14 protein-coding genes, 5 tRNA genes and 1 riboswitch are annotated in these 15,185 nt (G+C 48.4%); of the genes, 13 read left to right on the top strand and 6 right to left on the bottom strand.

Annotated features, from left to right (window positions below):
* Positions 1-50 precede the first annotated feature (50 nt).
* The gene (ispG, locus tag ABMB67_RS04270; RefSeq protein WP_251221714.1) at positions 51-1,160 is read right to left on the bottom strand and encodes a flavodoxin-dependent (E)-4-hydroxy-3-methylbut-2-enyl-diphosphate synthase; all 1,110 of its coding nucleotides are present in this window, start codon (positions 1,158-1,160) and stop codon (positions 51-53) included.
* A gap of 108 nt (positions 1,161-1,268) precedes the next feature.
* Complete coding sequence (locus tag ABMB67_RS04265; protein WP_251221715.1) at positions 1,269-1,628, bottom strand: hypothetical protein; 360 nt, start codon at positions 1,626-1,628, stop codon at positions 1,269-1,271.
* A gap of 136 nt (positions 1,629-1,764) precedes the next feature.
* On the opposite strand from ABMB67_RS04265, the gene ABMB67_RS04260 reads away from it, so the two are divergent.
* From ABMB67_RS04260 to ABMB67_RS04235, 6 genes are all read left to right on the top strand, one after another.
* Entirely contained in the window at positions 1,765-2,988 is a 1,224-nt protein-coding gene (locus ABMB67_RS04260) for an MFS transporter (protein ID WP_354571218.1), read from the top strand.
* 135 nt (positions 2,989-3,123) lie between these two features.
* The gene (locus ABMB67_RS04255; protein ID WP_354571217.1) at positions 3,124-3,999 is read left to right on the top strand and encodes a DUF1002 domain-containing protein; all 876 of its coding nucleotides are present in this window, start codon (positions 3,124-3,126) and stop codon (positions 3,997-3,999) included.
* A 124-nt stretch (positions 4,000-4,123) separates the two neighbouring features.
* Positions 4,124-4,771, top strand: a complete 648-nt coding sequence (locus tag ABMB67_RS04250; protein ID WP_251221718.1) for an NfeD family protein — start codon at positions 4,124-4,126, stop codon at positions 4,769-4,771.
* A gap of 364 nt (positions 4,772-5,135) precedes the next feature.
* Entirely contained in the window at positions 5,136-6,128 is a 993-nt protein-coding gene (locus ABMB67_RS04245; protein WP_354571216.1) for a FecCD family ABC transporter permease, read from the top strand.
* Positions 6,129-6,131: 3 nt separating this feature from the next.
* Positions 6,132-7,166, top strand: coding sequence for a FecCD family ABC transporter permease (locus ABMB67_RS04240; RefSeq protein ID WP_354571215.1), 1,035 nt, complete (start codon positions 6,132-6,134; stop codon positions 7,164-7,166).
* Positions 7,167-7,181: 15 nt separating this feature from the next.
* A complete protein-coding gene (locus tag ABMB67_RS04235; protein ID WP_354571214.1) occupies positions 7,182-8,159 on the top strand; it encodes an ABC transporter substrate-binding protein in 978 nt (325 codons plus the stop codon).
* Between the two features lie 21 nt (positions 8,160-8,180).
* Here ABMB67_RS04235 and ABMB67_RS04230 read toward each other — a convergent pair whose 3' ends face one another.
* Positions 8,181-8,957, bottom strand: a complete 777-nt coding sequence (locus tag ABMB67_RS04230) for a DUF1189 domain-containing protein (RefSeq protein WP_251221721.1) — start codon at positions 8,955-8,957, stop codon at positions 8,181-8,183.
* A 235-nt stretch (positions 8,958-9,192) separates the two neighbouring features.
* On the opposite strand from ABMB67_RS04230, the gene ABMB67_RS04225 reads away from it, so the two are divergent.
* From ABMB67_RS04225 to ABMB67_RS04195, 7 genes are all read left to right on the top strand, one after another.
* Positions 9,193-10,818: a Na/Pi cotransporter family protein gene (locus ABMB67_RS04225; RefSeq protein WP_354571213.1), complete on the top strand. Its 1,626-nt coding sequence runs from the start codon at positions 9,193-9,195 to the stop codon at positions 10,816-10,818.
* 567 nt (positions 10,819-11,385) lie between these two features.
* A tRNA-Asn gene (locus ABMB67_RS04220) sits at positions 11,386-11,460 on the top strand.
* A gap of 4 nt (positions 11,461-11,464) precedes the next feature.
* Positions 11,465-11,538: transfer RNA gene (locus tag ABMB67_RS04215), tRNA-Met, on the top strand.
* A 31-nt stretch (positions 11,539-11,569) separates the two neighbouring features.
* Positions 11,570-11,645 (top strand) — tRNA-His (locus tag ABMB67_RS04210).
* A gap of 5 nt (positions 11,646-11,650) precedes the next feature.
* Positions 11,651-11,727, top strand: a tRNA-Ile gene (locus ABMB67_RS04205).
* A gap of 13 nt (positions 11,728-11,740) precedes the next feature.
* Positions 11,741-11,833, top strand: a tRNA-Ser gene (locus tag ABMB67_RS04200).
* 105 nt (positions 11,834-11,938) lie between these two features.
* On the top strand, positions 11,939-12,511 hold the full coding sequence (locus ABMB67_RS04195; protein ID WP_354571212.1) for a hypothetical protein: 573 nt from the start codon (positions 11,939-11,941) through the stop codon (positions 12,509-12,511).
* 37 nt (positions 12,512-12,548) lie between these two features.
* Here the strand turns inward: ABMB67_RS04195 and ABMB67_RS04190 are convergent, their stop codons facing one another.
* The 3 genes from ABMB67_RS04190 to ABMB67_RS04180 all read right to left on the bottom strand — a co-directional run bounded on the left by ABMB67_RS04190 (position 12,549) and on the right by ABMB67_RS04180 (position 15,133).
* Positions 12,549-13,301, bottom strand: a complete 753-nt coding sequence (locus tag ABMB67_RS04190; RefSeq protein ID WP_354571211.1) for an ABC transporter permease — start codon at positions 13,299-13,301, stop codon at positions 12,549-12,551.
* On the bottom strand, positions 13,298-14,074 hold the full coding sequence (locus ABMB67_RS04185) for an ABC transporter ATP-binding protein (RefSeq protein WP_251221725.1): 777 nt from the start codon (positions 14,072-14,074) through the stop codon (positions 13,298-13,300). The genes ABMB67_RS04190 and ABMB67_RS04185 overlap by 4 nt, the downstream gene beginning before the upstream one ends.
* Before the next feature lie 89 nt (positions 14,075-14,163).
* Positions 14,164-14,265: riboswitch (TPP riboswitch) on the bottom strand.
* A gap of 58 nt (positions 14,266-14,323) precedes the next feature.
* Entirely contained in the window at positions 14,324-15,133 is an 810-nt protein-coding gene (locus tag ABMB67_RS04180; RefSeq protein ID WP_354571210.1) for an undecaprenyl-diphosphate phosphatase, read from the bottom strand.
* Positions 15,134-15,185: the final 52 nt, after the last annotated feature.

Raw genomic sequence — 15,185 nt, 5'->3', positions numbered from 1 at the left:
GGGCTGGGCAAAAGTTTACCTTTTGTCCAGCCCCTTCCTCTTTTAAAAAATCAAGCCTTTGATGCAAGCTCAGCCTGTTGCTTGGCGAAATATTCTTCGGCGATCTGGTCAATTTCTTTTTTGAGTTCTTCGACCATGATCTCTTCCGGAACTTTGCGGACAATTTCTCCTTTGCGGAACAGCAGTCCTTCACCGCGGGCGCCGGCAATGCCGATATCGGCTTCACGCGCTTCGCCTGGTCCGTTGACGGCACAGCCGAGGACGGCCACCTTGATCGGTGCTTTGATCTTGGCGATGTAATCCTCGACTTCATTGGCGATGCTGATCAAATCAATTTCAATCCGGCCGCATGTCGGGCAGGAAATAAGCGTCGCCGCATTGGCTGCCAGGCCGAAAGACTTCAGCAGCTCGCGCGCAACCTTTACTTCCTCAACCGGGTCGGCGCTCAAAGAAATCCGCAACGTGTTGCCGATGCCCATATTTAAAATGGCTCCAAGTCCGGCCGCACTTTTGATCGTTCCGGCGAACAGTGTGCCTGATTCGGTAATCCCGAGGTGAAGCGGATAATCAAAGGCACGAGATGCTTTGTCATAAGCTTCGATCGCCAAATTGACATCGGACGCCTTCATCGAAACGATAATATCGTGAAAGTCCAGTTCCTCAAGTATGCTGATATGATGGAGGGCGCTTTCGACCATCCCGTCAGCGGTCGGATAGCCATATTTTTCTAATATCCGCTTTTCAAGCGAGCCGGCATTAACACCGATCCGGATCGGAATGCCTTTTTCTTTCGCCGCTTTGACGACAGCCTCCACTTTATGACGCTTGCCGATATTCCCCGGGTTGATCCGGATTTTATCAGCGCCGCCTTCGATCGCTTTTAAAGCCAGCTTATAATCAAAATGGATATCAACAACAAGCGGAATCGAGATTTGCGCTTTAATATCCGCAATTGCTTCCGCGGCGCGCATATCGGGACATGCCACCCGCACGATTTGACATCCTGCCTCTTCTAATCGTTTTATTTCTGCAACGGTAGCTTCAACATCATGTGTTTTCGTTGTTGTCATACTTTGCACGACAACCTCATTGTTTCCCCCAATCGTCAAATTACCTACCTTAACCGGCCGGGTTTTTGTACGATGTGTTCGTTCGGTCATTGACCTCGCTCCTTTATATCGAAGAGACAGTCTCTTCTTCTAATCTCAGATTAGACAATCGTCTTCATTCTATCAATGACCTTTACGGTTTGGCAAGGATAAACTCACTTAATGCGAATGATAAAGCGGGAATCGGTAAACCTTGCCAATTTGCATATCCTCCGGCTCAAGTCCTTGATTCAGCTCTTTGAAATCATAGACAATTTCCTGGATCGAAGCCGGGATTGGACCTTCATGAAGATGTTCAACAATCGACAAAACGGTATGGCCCGGTTCAACGATGACCTCCTGATAAGGCGCTTGCGCTAAAGGAGGGGGCAAAGGTTGTTCGGCTTCTCGCTGGATCTGTGCCTCCTGCTCGGCTTCAGCCGCCTTCGTTAACCCATTGGGTAAAGTTCCAATCGAAAGATCATAATAAGTGCAGTATAAAATCATCAACACTATCGCGATCGTCACGAGTCGTTTCATTAGCTTGTCCTCCTTTTAGCGCCTGCCTGTAATGGAAGACGCCATCTGCCGTTTTACCGTTTCTACTATTATCCAGTATATGTGGACAAGGAATAATTATGACAACTTTGCTTGAACGTTGAGGAGGTTTTTTCGGATGAATGAGCGCCAGCCTGTCTATTTGATTGTTTTTATCGGGTTGCTCCCTTTTATTATGGTGATTGGGAATTCGATGTTTATTCCCCTTCTGCCGATGATGCAGACAGACTTAATGATTACCACGTTCCAGGGCGGGATGCTGCTGACAAGCTTTTCGATTCCCGCTGCTTTGTTTGTCCCTTTAGGCGGTGTTCTTTCCGACCGCTATGGCCGGAAGCAGGTCGCATTGACCGCACTTCCCTTTATTATGGGAGGAGCGCTGCTTGCGTCATTGGCGACGAGCAGTGCGCTAACTTCCTTTGCTTTACTGCTTGTCGCCAGAGTGCTGCAAGGAATCGGAGCGGGAAGCATCACGCCGCTGGCAATGGCTCTCGTCAGTGACTTGTATCAGGGGCCGCAGCGCAACCAGGCGTTTGGGTTAATTGAAGTATTTAATGGCGCGGGGAAGGTCGTCAGCCCGATTATCGGGGCGTTGCTTTTGCTCTATTCATGGTCGCTCAGCTTCGTTGTGCTGTTTGCATTTGCCCTGCTGGCGTTTGTCGGGATCGCCTTCTTTTTACCGGGTAAGAAAAATCAGGCCCGCGGCCAAGAGGCGATTTGGGTTAAATTTCGGCGTTTACGGTCTTTGTTCCAAAGGGAGTGGCGCTGGCTTCTGCCAATTTTTACGGCTGGTGCATTCGGGATGTTCATGCTGTTTGGTTTTTTGTTTTATTTGTCCTTTCGGTTAGAAGAACAGCAATGGGTATCGCCGATCTGGGCCGGGCTTTTTCTGGCGATCCCGCTGCTTGCTTTGACGCTGTCTTCCTATACGACCGGAAAGAAGCTGCACGGCAGGGAGGACAGCTATAAAAGAGGGATGCTGTCTGGCGCGGCCTTGATGATTCTCAGCATTTTCGGTATGATTTTTTCAACAGAGCTATCCGTTGTACTCGCCGGTCTTCTCCTATTTGGAGCGGGCTTTGGGATTGTTCTTCCTTCCGCTAATGCAGCGCTCGCTTCCATTGTCTCGGAGCAGGAAAGGGGGACGGTCTTTGCTTTTTATGCGATGCTGCGCTTTTTAGGTGTGGCTTTTGGCCCGGTGTTATATGCTCAATGGGTTGCCGATGTTGAGCAAATGATGTATACTTCATTTTTTTGTGTAACATTGGTCGGTCTTCTGTTTATGAGCAGCTGGTCTTGTTTGCCAATTGGGAAAAGCTGTCGCCCATTTCCTTTAAGCTGATCGGTAAATGAGACAAAAGGCCCTTTTCTTTTATTCAATAAATGTGTTTCCTTGTGTATAGAACACTCGTTACATAGAGTGTTGACAGAGCGCTTAGAGAAATCAAAGAAAGCTCGTCAAAAAAAGGAGTCGATTATGATGAAAAATGTAAAAAGAAGCTGGGTGCTTTTACTTGTTTTTAGTTTGTTCATGCCGATGCTTGTTTTCGCTGACGCAGCTCCAGGTGACGTGATCGTGACCCTTGGAGATTCTCTTTCCGCGGAACAGCGGCAGGCACTGCTAAATGAAATGGGAGCAACGGAGAATGATCCGATTGTATATGTGACAAATGAAGAAGAGCATCAATATTTAGGAGACTATATTAGTGCGAGTCAAATTGGGACACGCGCTCTTTCCTCCTCGAAAATTACGTTGCAGGAAAGTGGAGCGGGAATTAATGTAGAAACGCATAATATAAAATGGGTGTCGGAAGCGATGTATGCCAATGCGCTGATTACAGCCGGCGTGGAGGATGCCGATATTTATGTGACGGCGCCGGTCGAAGTATCGGGAACGGCGGCATTAACCGGTCTGATCAAGGCGTATGAAATTGCAACAGAGATTGAAATTCCTGAAGAACAGAAGCAAATCGCCAATGAAGAAATGGTGACGACTGCCGAACTGAGTGAGTCAATTGGTATAGAGCAGGCGACGGAATTAATGAACCGGGTCAAGGAAGAAATTGCGAACAACCCTGTGGAGACAGAGGATGATCTGCGTGAATTGATTCGTCGGATTGCAGAGGAGCTTGGCATTACGTTGACTGATGAAGAACTGAATGGACTTGTCTCATTGTTTATGCGAATGAAGGACTTAAACATTGACTGGAATCAGGTGCAGGAACAAATTACAAATGTGCGCGACAATCTTGGCGAATTTTTAAATCGGGAAGAGACGCAAGGCTTTATTCGCAGCTTCCTTGAGTTTATTAACAGCCTGATTGATTCACTGCGCGGTGTTTTCAGTTCATAACCGGACCTGATTCGTGCACGCTGGCGCCGGCAAAACGGATAAAAGTGAATTTTATGCTTTTTTCCGTTTTGCTGAAACCAAGTGATGGGGGTTAGCCGTATGTATAGGAAAGGGGGACGGGGTTATGGAATGGTTAGATTCAGCTAGTATCGGATTTTTAGTTGTGTTTCTCGGAACGTTATTTTTAATTGGCGAACTGCTCGTACGGGCGAAGGGCCTTTTTGCACTATTAGGGATCGCGATTATGGCGATGTATTTCTCCTATCATTTGTCAGGGGAAGTCGGTTTTTGGGTTGTCATTCTTTATGTAGTAGGGCTTGCTTTGATTATCATTGATGGCAAGGTGATTACGGATGGTACCGTCGCTTTACTCGGAATTATCCTGATGATTATTGGCTTGGCCGTACCTGCACCAACGTTTCTTTACGGAGTGTTTGTCTCAATGGGCTTCCTCTTGGGAGGGTTTGGTTCCGCCCTTTTCCTGAAGGTGTTTCCATCGCGTAATTTGTGGGCGAAAATGACCTTGAAGGATCGTTTAACGGGAGATCTCGGCTATAATTCGATCAATGAGAGCTACACATCATTAGTCGGCAAGGAAGGCAAAACGTTAACGCCATTCCGCCCGACTGGCTCGATTGAGATTGACGGGGCCCAGTACAGCGCGACAAGCGGTGGTCAATGGATTGAAGCGGGCGCGCCGATTGAAGTTGTTTCCGTTGACGGAACGCGGATTGTCGTTAAGAAGCGCGAAGAAAACAAGGAAAGCGAGTAATGTATGAGGGCTGGGAAGAAGGTTGTTTTTTTACCTTTTGCCCAGCCCTTAAGCATGAGCGGAATCGCTACAATCTGCGATCGCCAATAGCTCAAAGCTAGTTTTATCTGACCTTTTCATTCTTGTCGGGATTGCTCGGTCCAGTCCGAGGTATGAAAATTGACAGGCGTACATAGTTTTGTTAATATTGATAATCATTATCAGTGGTTGTTTGGATAATGAGCAATTTCCACTGGAAAAAGGAGGAGGTTTTGGCCTCTTGTTTGCTAGGGGGCAAAGGGGAAGCGGTCATGCAGCTTTTTTTTCGATTTTTAGTGAGAATGATGATCATTATTAATGGGTTGGGAAGGAAGTAGACATCGTCATGGCTGGATCGAAGCGGTTGATTACAATAGTATGGTTTGTTGCGGCCCTGACTGGATTGGCGCTAACCCTTTTTATCAGCGTCTCCTATGGAGCTAAGGATGTCACACTGGAGACGGTGTGGGCTGCAGTCTTCCACTATGATGAACAATGGACGACCCACCAGGTCGTCCATGATATCCGCCTTCCGCGAGTACTTGGAGCGGCTGTTACGGGGATGGCCTTTGCCATTGCGGGAGCGATTATGCAAGGGATAACGCGTAATCCGATGGCGGACACCGGGATATTGGGGGTGAACGCGGGAGCGGCCTTTGTTGTTGCGCTCAGCTTTGCATTTATCCCATCGGTCTCATACAGCACGTTAATTGTACTTGCTTTTTTCGGAGCGGGGCTGACGACTATCTTTATTATGCTGCTCGGTTCCGTTCACTCGCCATTGAGGCTGACGATCGCCGGGGCCGTTGTGGCGGCGATTTTGCAGTCGTTGAGCACAGGAATCGCCATCTATTTTCAACTGAGTCAGGATCTGGCGTTTTGGTATGCGGGGGGAGTAGGCGGAATTGGCTGGGAGCATTTGCGGCTCCTCGCGCCGATTGTCTTCATCGTCGCGGTTTGGGCGGTCATGCTGGGGCGCCCGATTACCTTTTTGTCTCTTGGTGATGATTCAGCGGTAAGCTTGGGCGTTTCCCTTAATGCCGTCAGGCTGCAAGGGATGACGGCCGCCGTTCTATTGGCAGGCTCAGCGGTCGCAGTCGCCGGCTCGATCGGGTTTGTCGGTCTTGTTGCCCCCCATATTGCCCGCTGGCTTGTCGGGATCGATTACCGGAAGCGAATTTTGATGTCGGCCCTACTTGGGGCGATTTTACTCGTCTGGGCTGATTTTGCTTCGAGGATGGTCAATCCGCCAAGGGAATTTGCGATCGGGGCGATGGTTGCTCTCGTCGGTGTTCCTTTCTTTCTTTACATCGCGCGCAAGGAAAGGAGGGAGCTGTAGCAGATGAAGCTGGAGGAAATCATCAGGAGCAGGAGAAAACGTCTCCTTGGCGTTTCGCTTGTTTTTGTCTTGATTGTTCTGCTTATCATTCTCGTTGGCTTACATACTGGCTCGATGCCGATTTCTCCACTCGGGGTTTGGAAAACGCTGTTCGGTTATGGCACCCCGTACGAGACGATGGCCCTGTACGAATTTCGGCTGCCGCGCATACTCGTTACGATGCTTGCAGGAGCAGGTCTTGGGGTGACAGGGATGGTTTTTCAGGGCGTTTCGCGCAACTCGCTTGCCGACCCCGGCATCCTTGGTGTGAATACTGGAGCGGCGTTTGGCTTAATCGTCTACATTAGCTTTTTTTTAGAAATGAACGGACCGATGTCACTAATGATTCCACTGTTTGCCTTTGCCGGTGGCTTGCTTGTGGCCTTTATTGTTTTCCTGCTTTCCTATGATCGCTATCGCGGTCTTCTGCCAATCCGGCTAATTCTCGTCGGCATTGCGGTGGCGGCTGGATTCAGCGCTTTAACGCTGCTGCTGTCGCTCAGGCTCGATGACACGACCTATGCGTTTGCCGCACGCTGGCTGGCCGGTAATGTCTGGGGAAGAGAGTGGGTGCATGTTTGGGCGCTTTTGCCGTGGGTAGTGCTCTGCTTTCCGCTAATCTATATGCAATCGCGAAAGCTTGATTTATTCAGTCTCGGCGACGAGATCGCCACAGGGCTCGGCAATTCACCGACAAAAAACAGATTTCTGTTGCTGCTGCTCGCGGTCGCCTTGTCCTGCGCAAGCGTTTCAGTCGCCGGAGGGATTAGCTTTATCGGTCTGGCTGCTCCCCATATTGCGCGTCGCCTTGTCGGACCAAAGCATAGCGGCTCTTTGCTCATAACGGCATTGATCGGCATGGCGGTTCTCGTGATGGCCGATACAGCCGGCCGTTCGCTTTTTCGCCCTAATGAAATTCCTGCCGGTGTCATTGTCGCTGCTTTAGGTGGTCCTTATTTTCTTTATTTGCTGCTGCGAAAAAATAAATTTGAATCATGAAAGGATAATGAACCAATGAAATTTATTATCAAACCTTTATTGCTGCTTCTTTTCATCATGCTGCTTGTCGCTTGCGGACAAACAGGGGAAACGACAGCTGACGTCGAGACATCGTCTGCCGGCGAGGACGCAGCTGTGACGGAAAATGGCAACGAAACGGAGGCGGACGGAGGTGAGCCGATGGTTGATCCGGATTCGGTCATCGCCTCGATGTCGATTCATATGACGAATAATCTGCTGGCGCTCGGGATTAAGCCGGCAGGTTCGGCAATTGGTGGGGGCGTAGGTGATTTTCTACCGCATGTCGCGGATTTGCTTGAGGGCAGCGCAAAGCTGGGCGTTGTGACAAGTCCTGATATGGAAGCCATCTTGGCGCTGGAGCCGGATTACATTTTTACGGATGCGCATTTCGGCGCGGAGTCGCTCGACACATTGGAAAAAATCGCCCCGGTCATCAGCACGGATATCGATGAAGGGACATGGCGCGATCATTTGCTGGAGACGGCTTCTTATGTCGGACGCGAGCAGGTCGCAGAACAGTTTATCGAAGCATACGAAGAAAAGGCAGAGCGGGTGAAGTCGTTCATCCACGATGAACTTGGTGAAGAGGCGAAAGTGATGGCGATCCGCGTCTCGGCCAAGGAAATGAGGGTAATGAGCATGAACCGTCCGATGGGGCCGATTATGTTCGATGACCTCGGGTTAACGCCGATTGATGGATTGGAAGAGATGACGGGGGACGAGCCATTTGCCGTTATTTCAAAAGAAGTGCTGCCTGATTTGGGGGCAGATGCGATCTTTTTGATCGTCAACAATGATGATGATGCGAAGAGAAGTTTTGACGAGCTGGCGAAAAATCCAGTCTGGAATAATCTCGAAGCGGTAAAGAACAATCATGTCTACACGCTCGACGGCCAAACATGGCTTGATTATTCCGCACTCGGACAGGACATGGCATTGGATGATGCGGAGAAGCTCTTTACGGAGCAATAACATTATCTTGGGAAGCGAGCGCTAAGGAGCGACTCGCTTCTTTTGTTTTGGCAGCGGAATTGATTTCATTGCCAGCAATAAATAGACAAAAGTCGCTAGTACAAAAGCAGTGAATGGAACTTTCCATAAAAATGTGTCGATCCAAAATAGCACAATTGCCGGATACGTGAAAGCATGAGCGGTCATCAGCCATAAGTGACGGTAAGTAAGAAAACGCTGCTTTTGACGAAAGGCCAGGCCGATGAAAGCGAGGGCCGTAATGCCGAGAAAGGCTGTTCCTGCTAATGCCGCATACATCAGGATGCTCACGACTCCGAGCAAAATTGGCAAAAAGCCGGCCAGGTCATCAATCCGAGCTTTGAGCTGATCACCAGAGAGCTGCTGGCCGCCAAGAAGAAGATAAGGGACTGTTTGGAGATGACCTTCGTCGATCATAATCAGTTCCTGTTTTTGCAGGACGACCCCATTGTGAAGTGCCGGCAATTCCTCCTTTGGATAGGTGAGATTTGGATCAATCACAAAAAGATAATCATTTGTATGTTCAGCGATATAGACTTCTTCATGTTCCATGCTTAATTCCCCGTTAACAAGCTGGAAATCGGGAAGATCGGCTTGTAACGTCTCTTGCAGATGTTCAACATTAGCGACTGCGCTTATCATTGTCGAAAGGACAAATGGAAAGCTGGCCAAAAGCATGACAAAAAGAACATGCCAAATTGTCGAAGTAATAGGGCGGAGCCGGCTATAGGCGACTACCTTCCGATCATAACATTTTGTAAACCATTTCCAGAAACTCATGACTGCCTCCTTTTTCCCTTCCCTATTTTAACGAATGTCGCTAGAAAATACTATGAGTATGATCCATGTATTTCAGGGAAGAATCACTAAAAGAAAGAGCGTATATGAAAAAATACGAAATACATATTTACAAACCGTTCATAAATGAATAATAATAGACAGGGTGTCGATGTTGAGCTTTGTCGAATTTGACAAAAGTTTACGATGACTTATGAAAATGAAGGGATGAGGATTTGTGGATTTACAATCACTCTTGTTCATGTTTTTTGGGGGTCTGGGGATTTTCCTGTTCGGAATTAAATTCATGGGGGATGGATTACAGAAGGTTGCCGGGGAGCGCCTGCGGGATCTTCTCGATAAATTTACGACCAACCCGTTAATGGGGGTGATAGCTGGTCTGTTTGTAACGGTGCTTTTGCAAACGAGTTCCGGCACAACCGTATTAACAATTGGATTAGTAAATGCCGGCTTTATGACATTAAAGCAGGCGATCGGTGTCATTATGGGAGCGAATATCGGAACGACGGTAACAGCGTTTATTATCGGGATCGATATATCTGCCTATTCTTTACCGATTATTGCCCTCGGAGCTGCCTTGATTTTCTTTTTGAAAAATAAGAAATTCAACAATTATGGACAAGTTATTTTTGGCTTCGGTGCTCTTTTTTATGGACTAGAGCTAATGGGAGAAGGAATGAAACCATTACGTGAACTTGAAGCCTTTACAGAATTAACACTTAGCATGAGTGAAACGCCTTTGCTTGGGGTGCTGATTGGTACGGTATTTACCGTGCTCGTGCAAAGTTCCAGTGCGGCGATTGCGCTTTTACAGCAGCTTTATGAGCAAGGGGCTATGGGACTTGACTCAGCACTGCCGGTGTTGTTCGGTGACAACATCGGGACGACGATCACAGCGGTGCTGGCGGCGATTGGAGCCTCAATTGCGGCAAAGCGTGCAGCGTTGACCCATGTCATTTTCAACTTGATTGGGACCGTGCTCGTTCTGATTGTTTTTCCACTCTTTTTGAATTTGATCGAGTTTTTGGCGGTACAGATAAACTTGAATCGGCCAATGACGATTGCGTTTGCTCACGGGATCTTCAACGTTTCGAATACGCTGATTCAGCTGCCGTTCATTGCGGTGCTGGCGGCCATTGTAACCAAACTCGTCCCTGGTGAGGAATACAGCATTGAATATAAGACAAAGCATTTAGATCCACGATTTATCGGCAGTTCGCCGGCAATCGCGCTTGGACAGGCGAAGCAGGAAGTATTACGAATGGCTGATTTCTCGGAAAAAGGGCTTTTTGAGGTCAGTCAATATCTTCGTAACGGCACGAAGCGCCATGCTGAAATGGCCGTGCAGTTTGAAGAGGCGATTAATAATTTAGATCGCAAAATTACAGACTATTTGATTTTAATTTCGTCGCGTTCGTTGTCAGGGCCGGATTCAAAAATGCACTCGATGCTGATGGATACGGTTCGAGATATTGAAAGAATCGGCGACCATATCGAAAACATTGTTGAATTGAAGGATTATCAAAAAGCGAACAAGGTTAATTTATCGGAGACCGCGATGTCCGATTTGCAAGAGATGTTTGATTTAACGATTTCCACTTTAAAAGAAGCTGTTCTCTCCCTGGATAAAGTCGATGGCGACATGGCGCGTTCCGTGATCGAGAAAGAAGAAATGATTGACCGGATGGAACGAAAGCTGAGAAAGCAGCATATTCAGCGCGTCAACGAAGGCCAATGCTCCGGTTCTGCCGGCATCGTCTTTGTCGACATTGTCAGCAATTTGGAAAGAATTGGTGACCATGCTGTTAATATTGCGGAAGCGGTCATTAGCGAAGACCATTGATTTTATAAAAGAAAGTTAAGATTAGAGAAAAGCCCATGCCGAATTCATTTCGGCATGGGCTTTTAAAACGAGGAACAGGCTTGCTGCCCCCCTAGTCCTAAGCCCCCGCTATTAACAGAAAATGGCTTGTCTAATAGAGCTAAATATGATAAGTTGGGAAAGCAGTGCTTGCTTAGTGGCTGAGGGAAAGTATATATTGACACGAAGGTGAAGAAATGTTATTATCATTCTTGTCTTTAGCGATTTATGGGGTTGCTGCAAGTGAACGAATAAAGAATTTCATTGAATATTCCATAGTAGCTCAGTGACGAGGACAGTCATCGTCGAACAAGCAACGAGTTGACTCGACGCAGCCGGCAACGGAGCGAAGCTAGTAAGAGGAAGAGCCAGGTACCACAAGCGTACGAATGAACAACTTCAATGATATTCCACAGTAGCTCAGTGACGAGGCCAGTCATCGTCGAACAAGCAACGAGTTGACTCGACGCAGCCGGCAACGGAGCGAAGCTAGTAAGAGGAAGAGCCAGGTACCACAAGCGTACGAATGAAACAAACAACAATGAATATTCCACAGTAGCTCAGTGGTAGAGCAATCGGCTGTTAACCGATCGGTCGTAGGTTCGAGTCCTACCTGTGGAGCCAATATGGCGGTGTAGCTCAGCTGGCTAGAGCGTACGGTTCATACCCGTGAGGTCGTGGGTTCGATTCCCTCCGCCGCTATCTTTTTTTACATATTCGTGGCAATCTTGTGGCGGTTGTGGCGAAGTGGTTAACGCATCGGATTGTGGTTCCGACATTCGTGGGTTCGATTCCCATCAGCCGCCCCATGTAAGGACCCTTAGCTCAGTTGGTCAGAGCAGTCGGCTCATAACCGATCGGTCGTAGGTTCGAGTCCTACAGGGTCCACCAACTGTCATTTGATGGAGGAATACCCAAGTCCGGCTGAAGGGATCGGTCTTGAAAACCGACAGGCGGGTTAAACCGCGCGGGGGTTCGAATCCCTCTTCCTCCGCCATATAACGAAATTCACACTACCAGGCATGGTAGTGTTTTTTGTGTTACAGTGGTATTAGGAAAATAAAGGGACTGATCCGGAGAAAACGAATCAGGGGGAAGACGCATGGAAAAAGGGGTTATCAGTGTTGTGATGGCATGTAGTCTGGTGCTATTAGCTGGATGCATGTATGGTGAGGGCGAGAGGGAAACTCTAGAGGAGGGTGATAGCGGCTATCAGATTGACAGCTACCAAACGGATGTAAAAACAGCGGTAACACTCGCCTTGGATCAATTTGCTGAGCTTTCTTCATCCAAAAGTATTGAGGTGTTATATGAGTATAAGCCAATTCATGAAGAAAAAATGCTATTCCGATCGCTGATTAATAATCACTTATTCGGTACGAACCGTCCAACGGCTGAAATAATCAAAGCAAGAAATGAACGGAAGCGGGAGTTTGAAAAACTGCTAGCGGAAGCACAGGATGAATACGACATAACTGTTACGGAAGAAGAGGTCACGGCTTATATTGAAGAGATGGTTGACCCTCATTATTTTGAAGAGCAGGAGGAATATGCGGCAGCATTAGGGATTACCGTTACTGAATTAAATCATCAATTTGACCGTGATTTATATTATTTTGATGTCTTAGCAGATAAGCTGTTATTTGCCCGGGCAGCGGCAGGCCAATTCGAGTGAAAACGAAAAATGAGTTAGCCAAAAGTATTCGGCTAACTCATTTCGTCCGCCGCCATTTTAGCAGCGAAGCTTCCAGCAGGCGGATCAGCAGAAAGAGCGCGATGCCGATCAGCGACAGCCAGACAATCGGGGCAAACACACCGGCACCGTCAAATTGCGTCATCATTCTCCGGCTGAAATAGCCTAAGCCAGCTTGGGCGCCGAGCCATTCACCGATCGCCGCGCCAATCACGCTCAGCGTCACGGCGACCTTCATGCCTGAGAGGAAAGAAGGGAGAGCGGATGGCACCTCGACCTTGCAAAATAGCTGCCATTTGCTCGCTCCCATCGTTTTCATCAACTCAAGATAGTCTTTCTTCGTCGTACGAAAGCCATCGAACGTGCTGACGGTAATTGGAAAGAAGGTAATCAACACGGTGACGACGACCTTGCTCGTTAGCCCGTAGCCGAACCAAAGGACGAACAATGGAGCCAGGGCGATAATCGGAATTGTTTGAGAAGCGATTAAAACCGGATAAAAAGCCCGTTCGACGAGCGGCAGCTTGTACATCGCAATCGCAAGCACGACGCCGAGCACGAAGGAAATGGAAAGCCCTGTTACAATAATCGCGAGCGTGGCCGGCAAATGAGTAAAAAGCAGCGCTTCATTCAGCTCAACCATTTTCGCCAGTACTTGTGTCGGTGCCGGAAAAAGAAACGGCTGCCCGACTGCGATGGCGCTTATTTGCCAGACAAGCAGCAGCACACAAAGCAAAAGCCATGGATAGAGCCAATTGGTGATCCGTTTCATGACGGCGTCACCTCCTTCGTAAGATGACGAAGAATCTCTCTTTTTAAGGAAGCCCCCTCGGCTTCTAGAAGCTGCTCATGTGAACGCGGCCGGGAAAAAGGGACGGTGAAAAGGGTATAGTTCGATAATGGAGAGCCTGAAAAGACAGCGATCCGATCCGATAAATAGAGCGCTTCATCGACATCATGACTAATAAAGAGCAGCGTCGGCCGCTCTGTCGCCTCTTCCCATTGTCTGAGCAGCCAGGACTGCATCGACAGACGGGTCATCGCATCAAGCGAGCTGAATGGCTCATCAAGTAAGAGCAGTCTTTCACCGGAAAGCGTTGCCCGCAGGAAATTGGCCCGTTGCCGCATCCCGCCCGAGAGCTGATGAGGGTAGGACTGCTCTGTTCCGGCAAGGCCAAACGTCTTCATTCGTTCCCTTGCCCGCTCATAGCGCTCTTTCCGCCCGATTCCTTGTAGTTCGAGCGGGAGAGCCACATTATCCAAAATGGTACGCCATTCAAATAAAAGATCCTGCTGCGGCATGTAGCCAATCTCACGCCGGGCTGAGCCTTCCTGCAACAGCTCAATCGAGCCGGAAGTTGGCTCGGCCAGTCCGGTAATCAATTTGAACAGCGTGCTTTTCCCCGTTCCGCTTGGGGCCATAACAGTGAGGATTTCCCCGCTGTCAATCGATAAAGTTAACTGTTTGATGACAGGAGCCAAATCGTCGGAATAGTGAAAGGTCAGCTCCTTCAAACGCAATAGTTCCTGTGAAACCTTGGTCATGGAATGTGTCTCCGAATTTACGCCGCAAAAGAAAAAACGCCACCATTCGGCAGAAAGGTGGCGCCATGACAGGTTACGATCCTCATCATTTGTCAGAACAGCCACTTTCCTCCGCTAGCATTACCTAGGTCAGGTCAAGTAAGGGTTGAGGTGGAACCTCTCTCAGCTACAAAGCGCCCCTAGTGGTGTTTTCGATTCAATTGCTTTTGGTTTACGATAGCATACTCTCCAAGTAAGATCAATGATTTCCTATGCGAGAAAAATCCATGAAAACAGGCCGAGACCGATACAATAGCAGGCGAAGTATGTTAATTTGCTGTTCTGTACCATCGCAATCAGCCATTTAATGCTGAGTAAGGCAAAGAAAAATGCTGAAAGAAAGGCAAGCATCAAGGAAGGCCATTGATCGCTGTACGATCCTTGAGCGAGCTCCGGCAGCTTAATGATACTGATTCCGAGAATAATCGGAATCGAGAGAAGAAAAGAATAGCGGAGGGCGACCTCCTTGCTGAGTCCGCACCAAAGAGCGGCAATTAATGTGCTGCCGGAACGGGAGATGCCGGGGATGACGGCGAGGGCTTGCCCGAGACCGATCAGAACGCCATCCCGCCAGGTCAGCTCCTTTCGCATGCCTCTGTCGACACCATGCTCAATCAGTACGAGAAAAATCCCGGTAATAATCAAAGAGGCGCCAATCAAGGCAATTGTCGTCAGCTGCTCACCAAGAACATACTCAAGCCCTTTTCCTGCGCCCATCGTGACAAAGGTCGACAGGAGCAACAAGCAGCCGAAACGGTAATGGTTGTAATGTTTCTGCTGTTTATTTGTGAGATAGAGGATAAAGTCCTTTACAATCCGCAGCAGGTCACGCGAAAAATAAAGAATGACCGCCAGCAGGGAGGCGGCATGTAAAAAAACTTCAAGCACAAGCTCGGTGTCAGCCTGCGTCTCAAAAGCGAAAATCTGCCTGGCAAGCAGCAGATGAGCAGTACTGGAAATCGGCAAAAATTCAGAAATTCCCTGGATAAAGCCAATAAGCAATGCTTCCCACCAGTTCATTTTGTCCCTCCTTTGATGGTTTGTACATATGTATGGAAAAAAAGGAATCAAT

The organism is Halalkalibacter oceani (assembly GCF_040544555.1).
GTDB lineage: Bacteria > Bacillota > Bacilli > Bacillales > Bacillaceae_D > Halalkalibacter > Halalkalibacter oceani.
The sequence above is the reverse complement of the archived record's forward strand: the minus strand, read 5'-3'. Positions and strand labels throughout refer to the sequence as shown.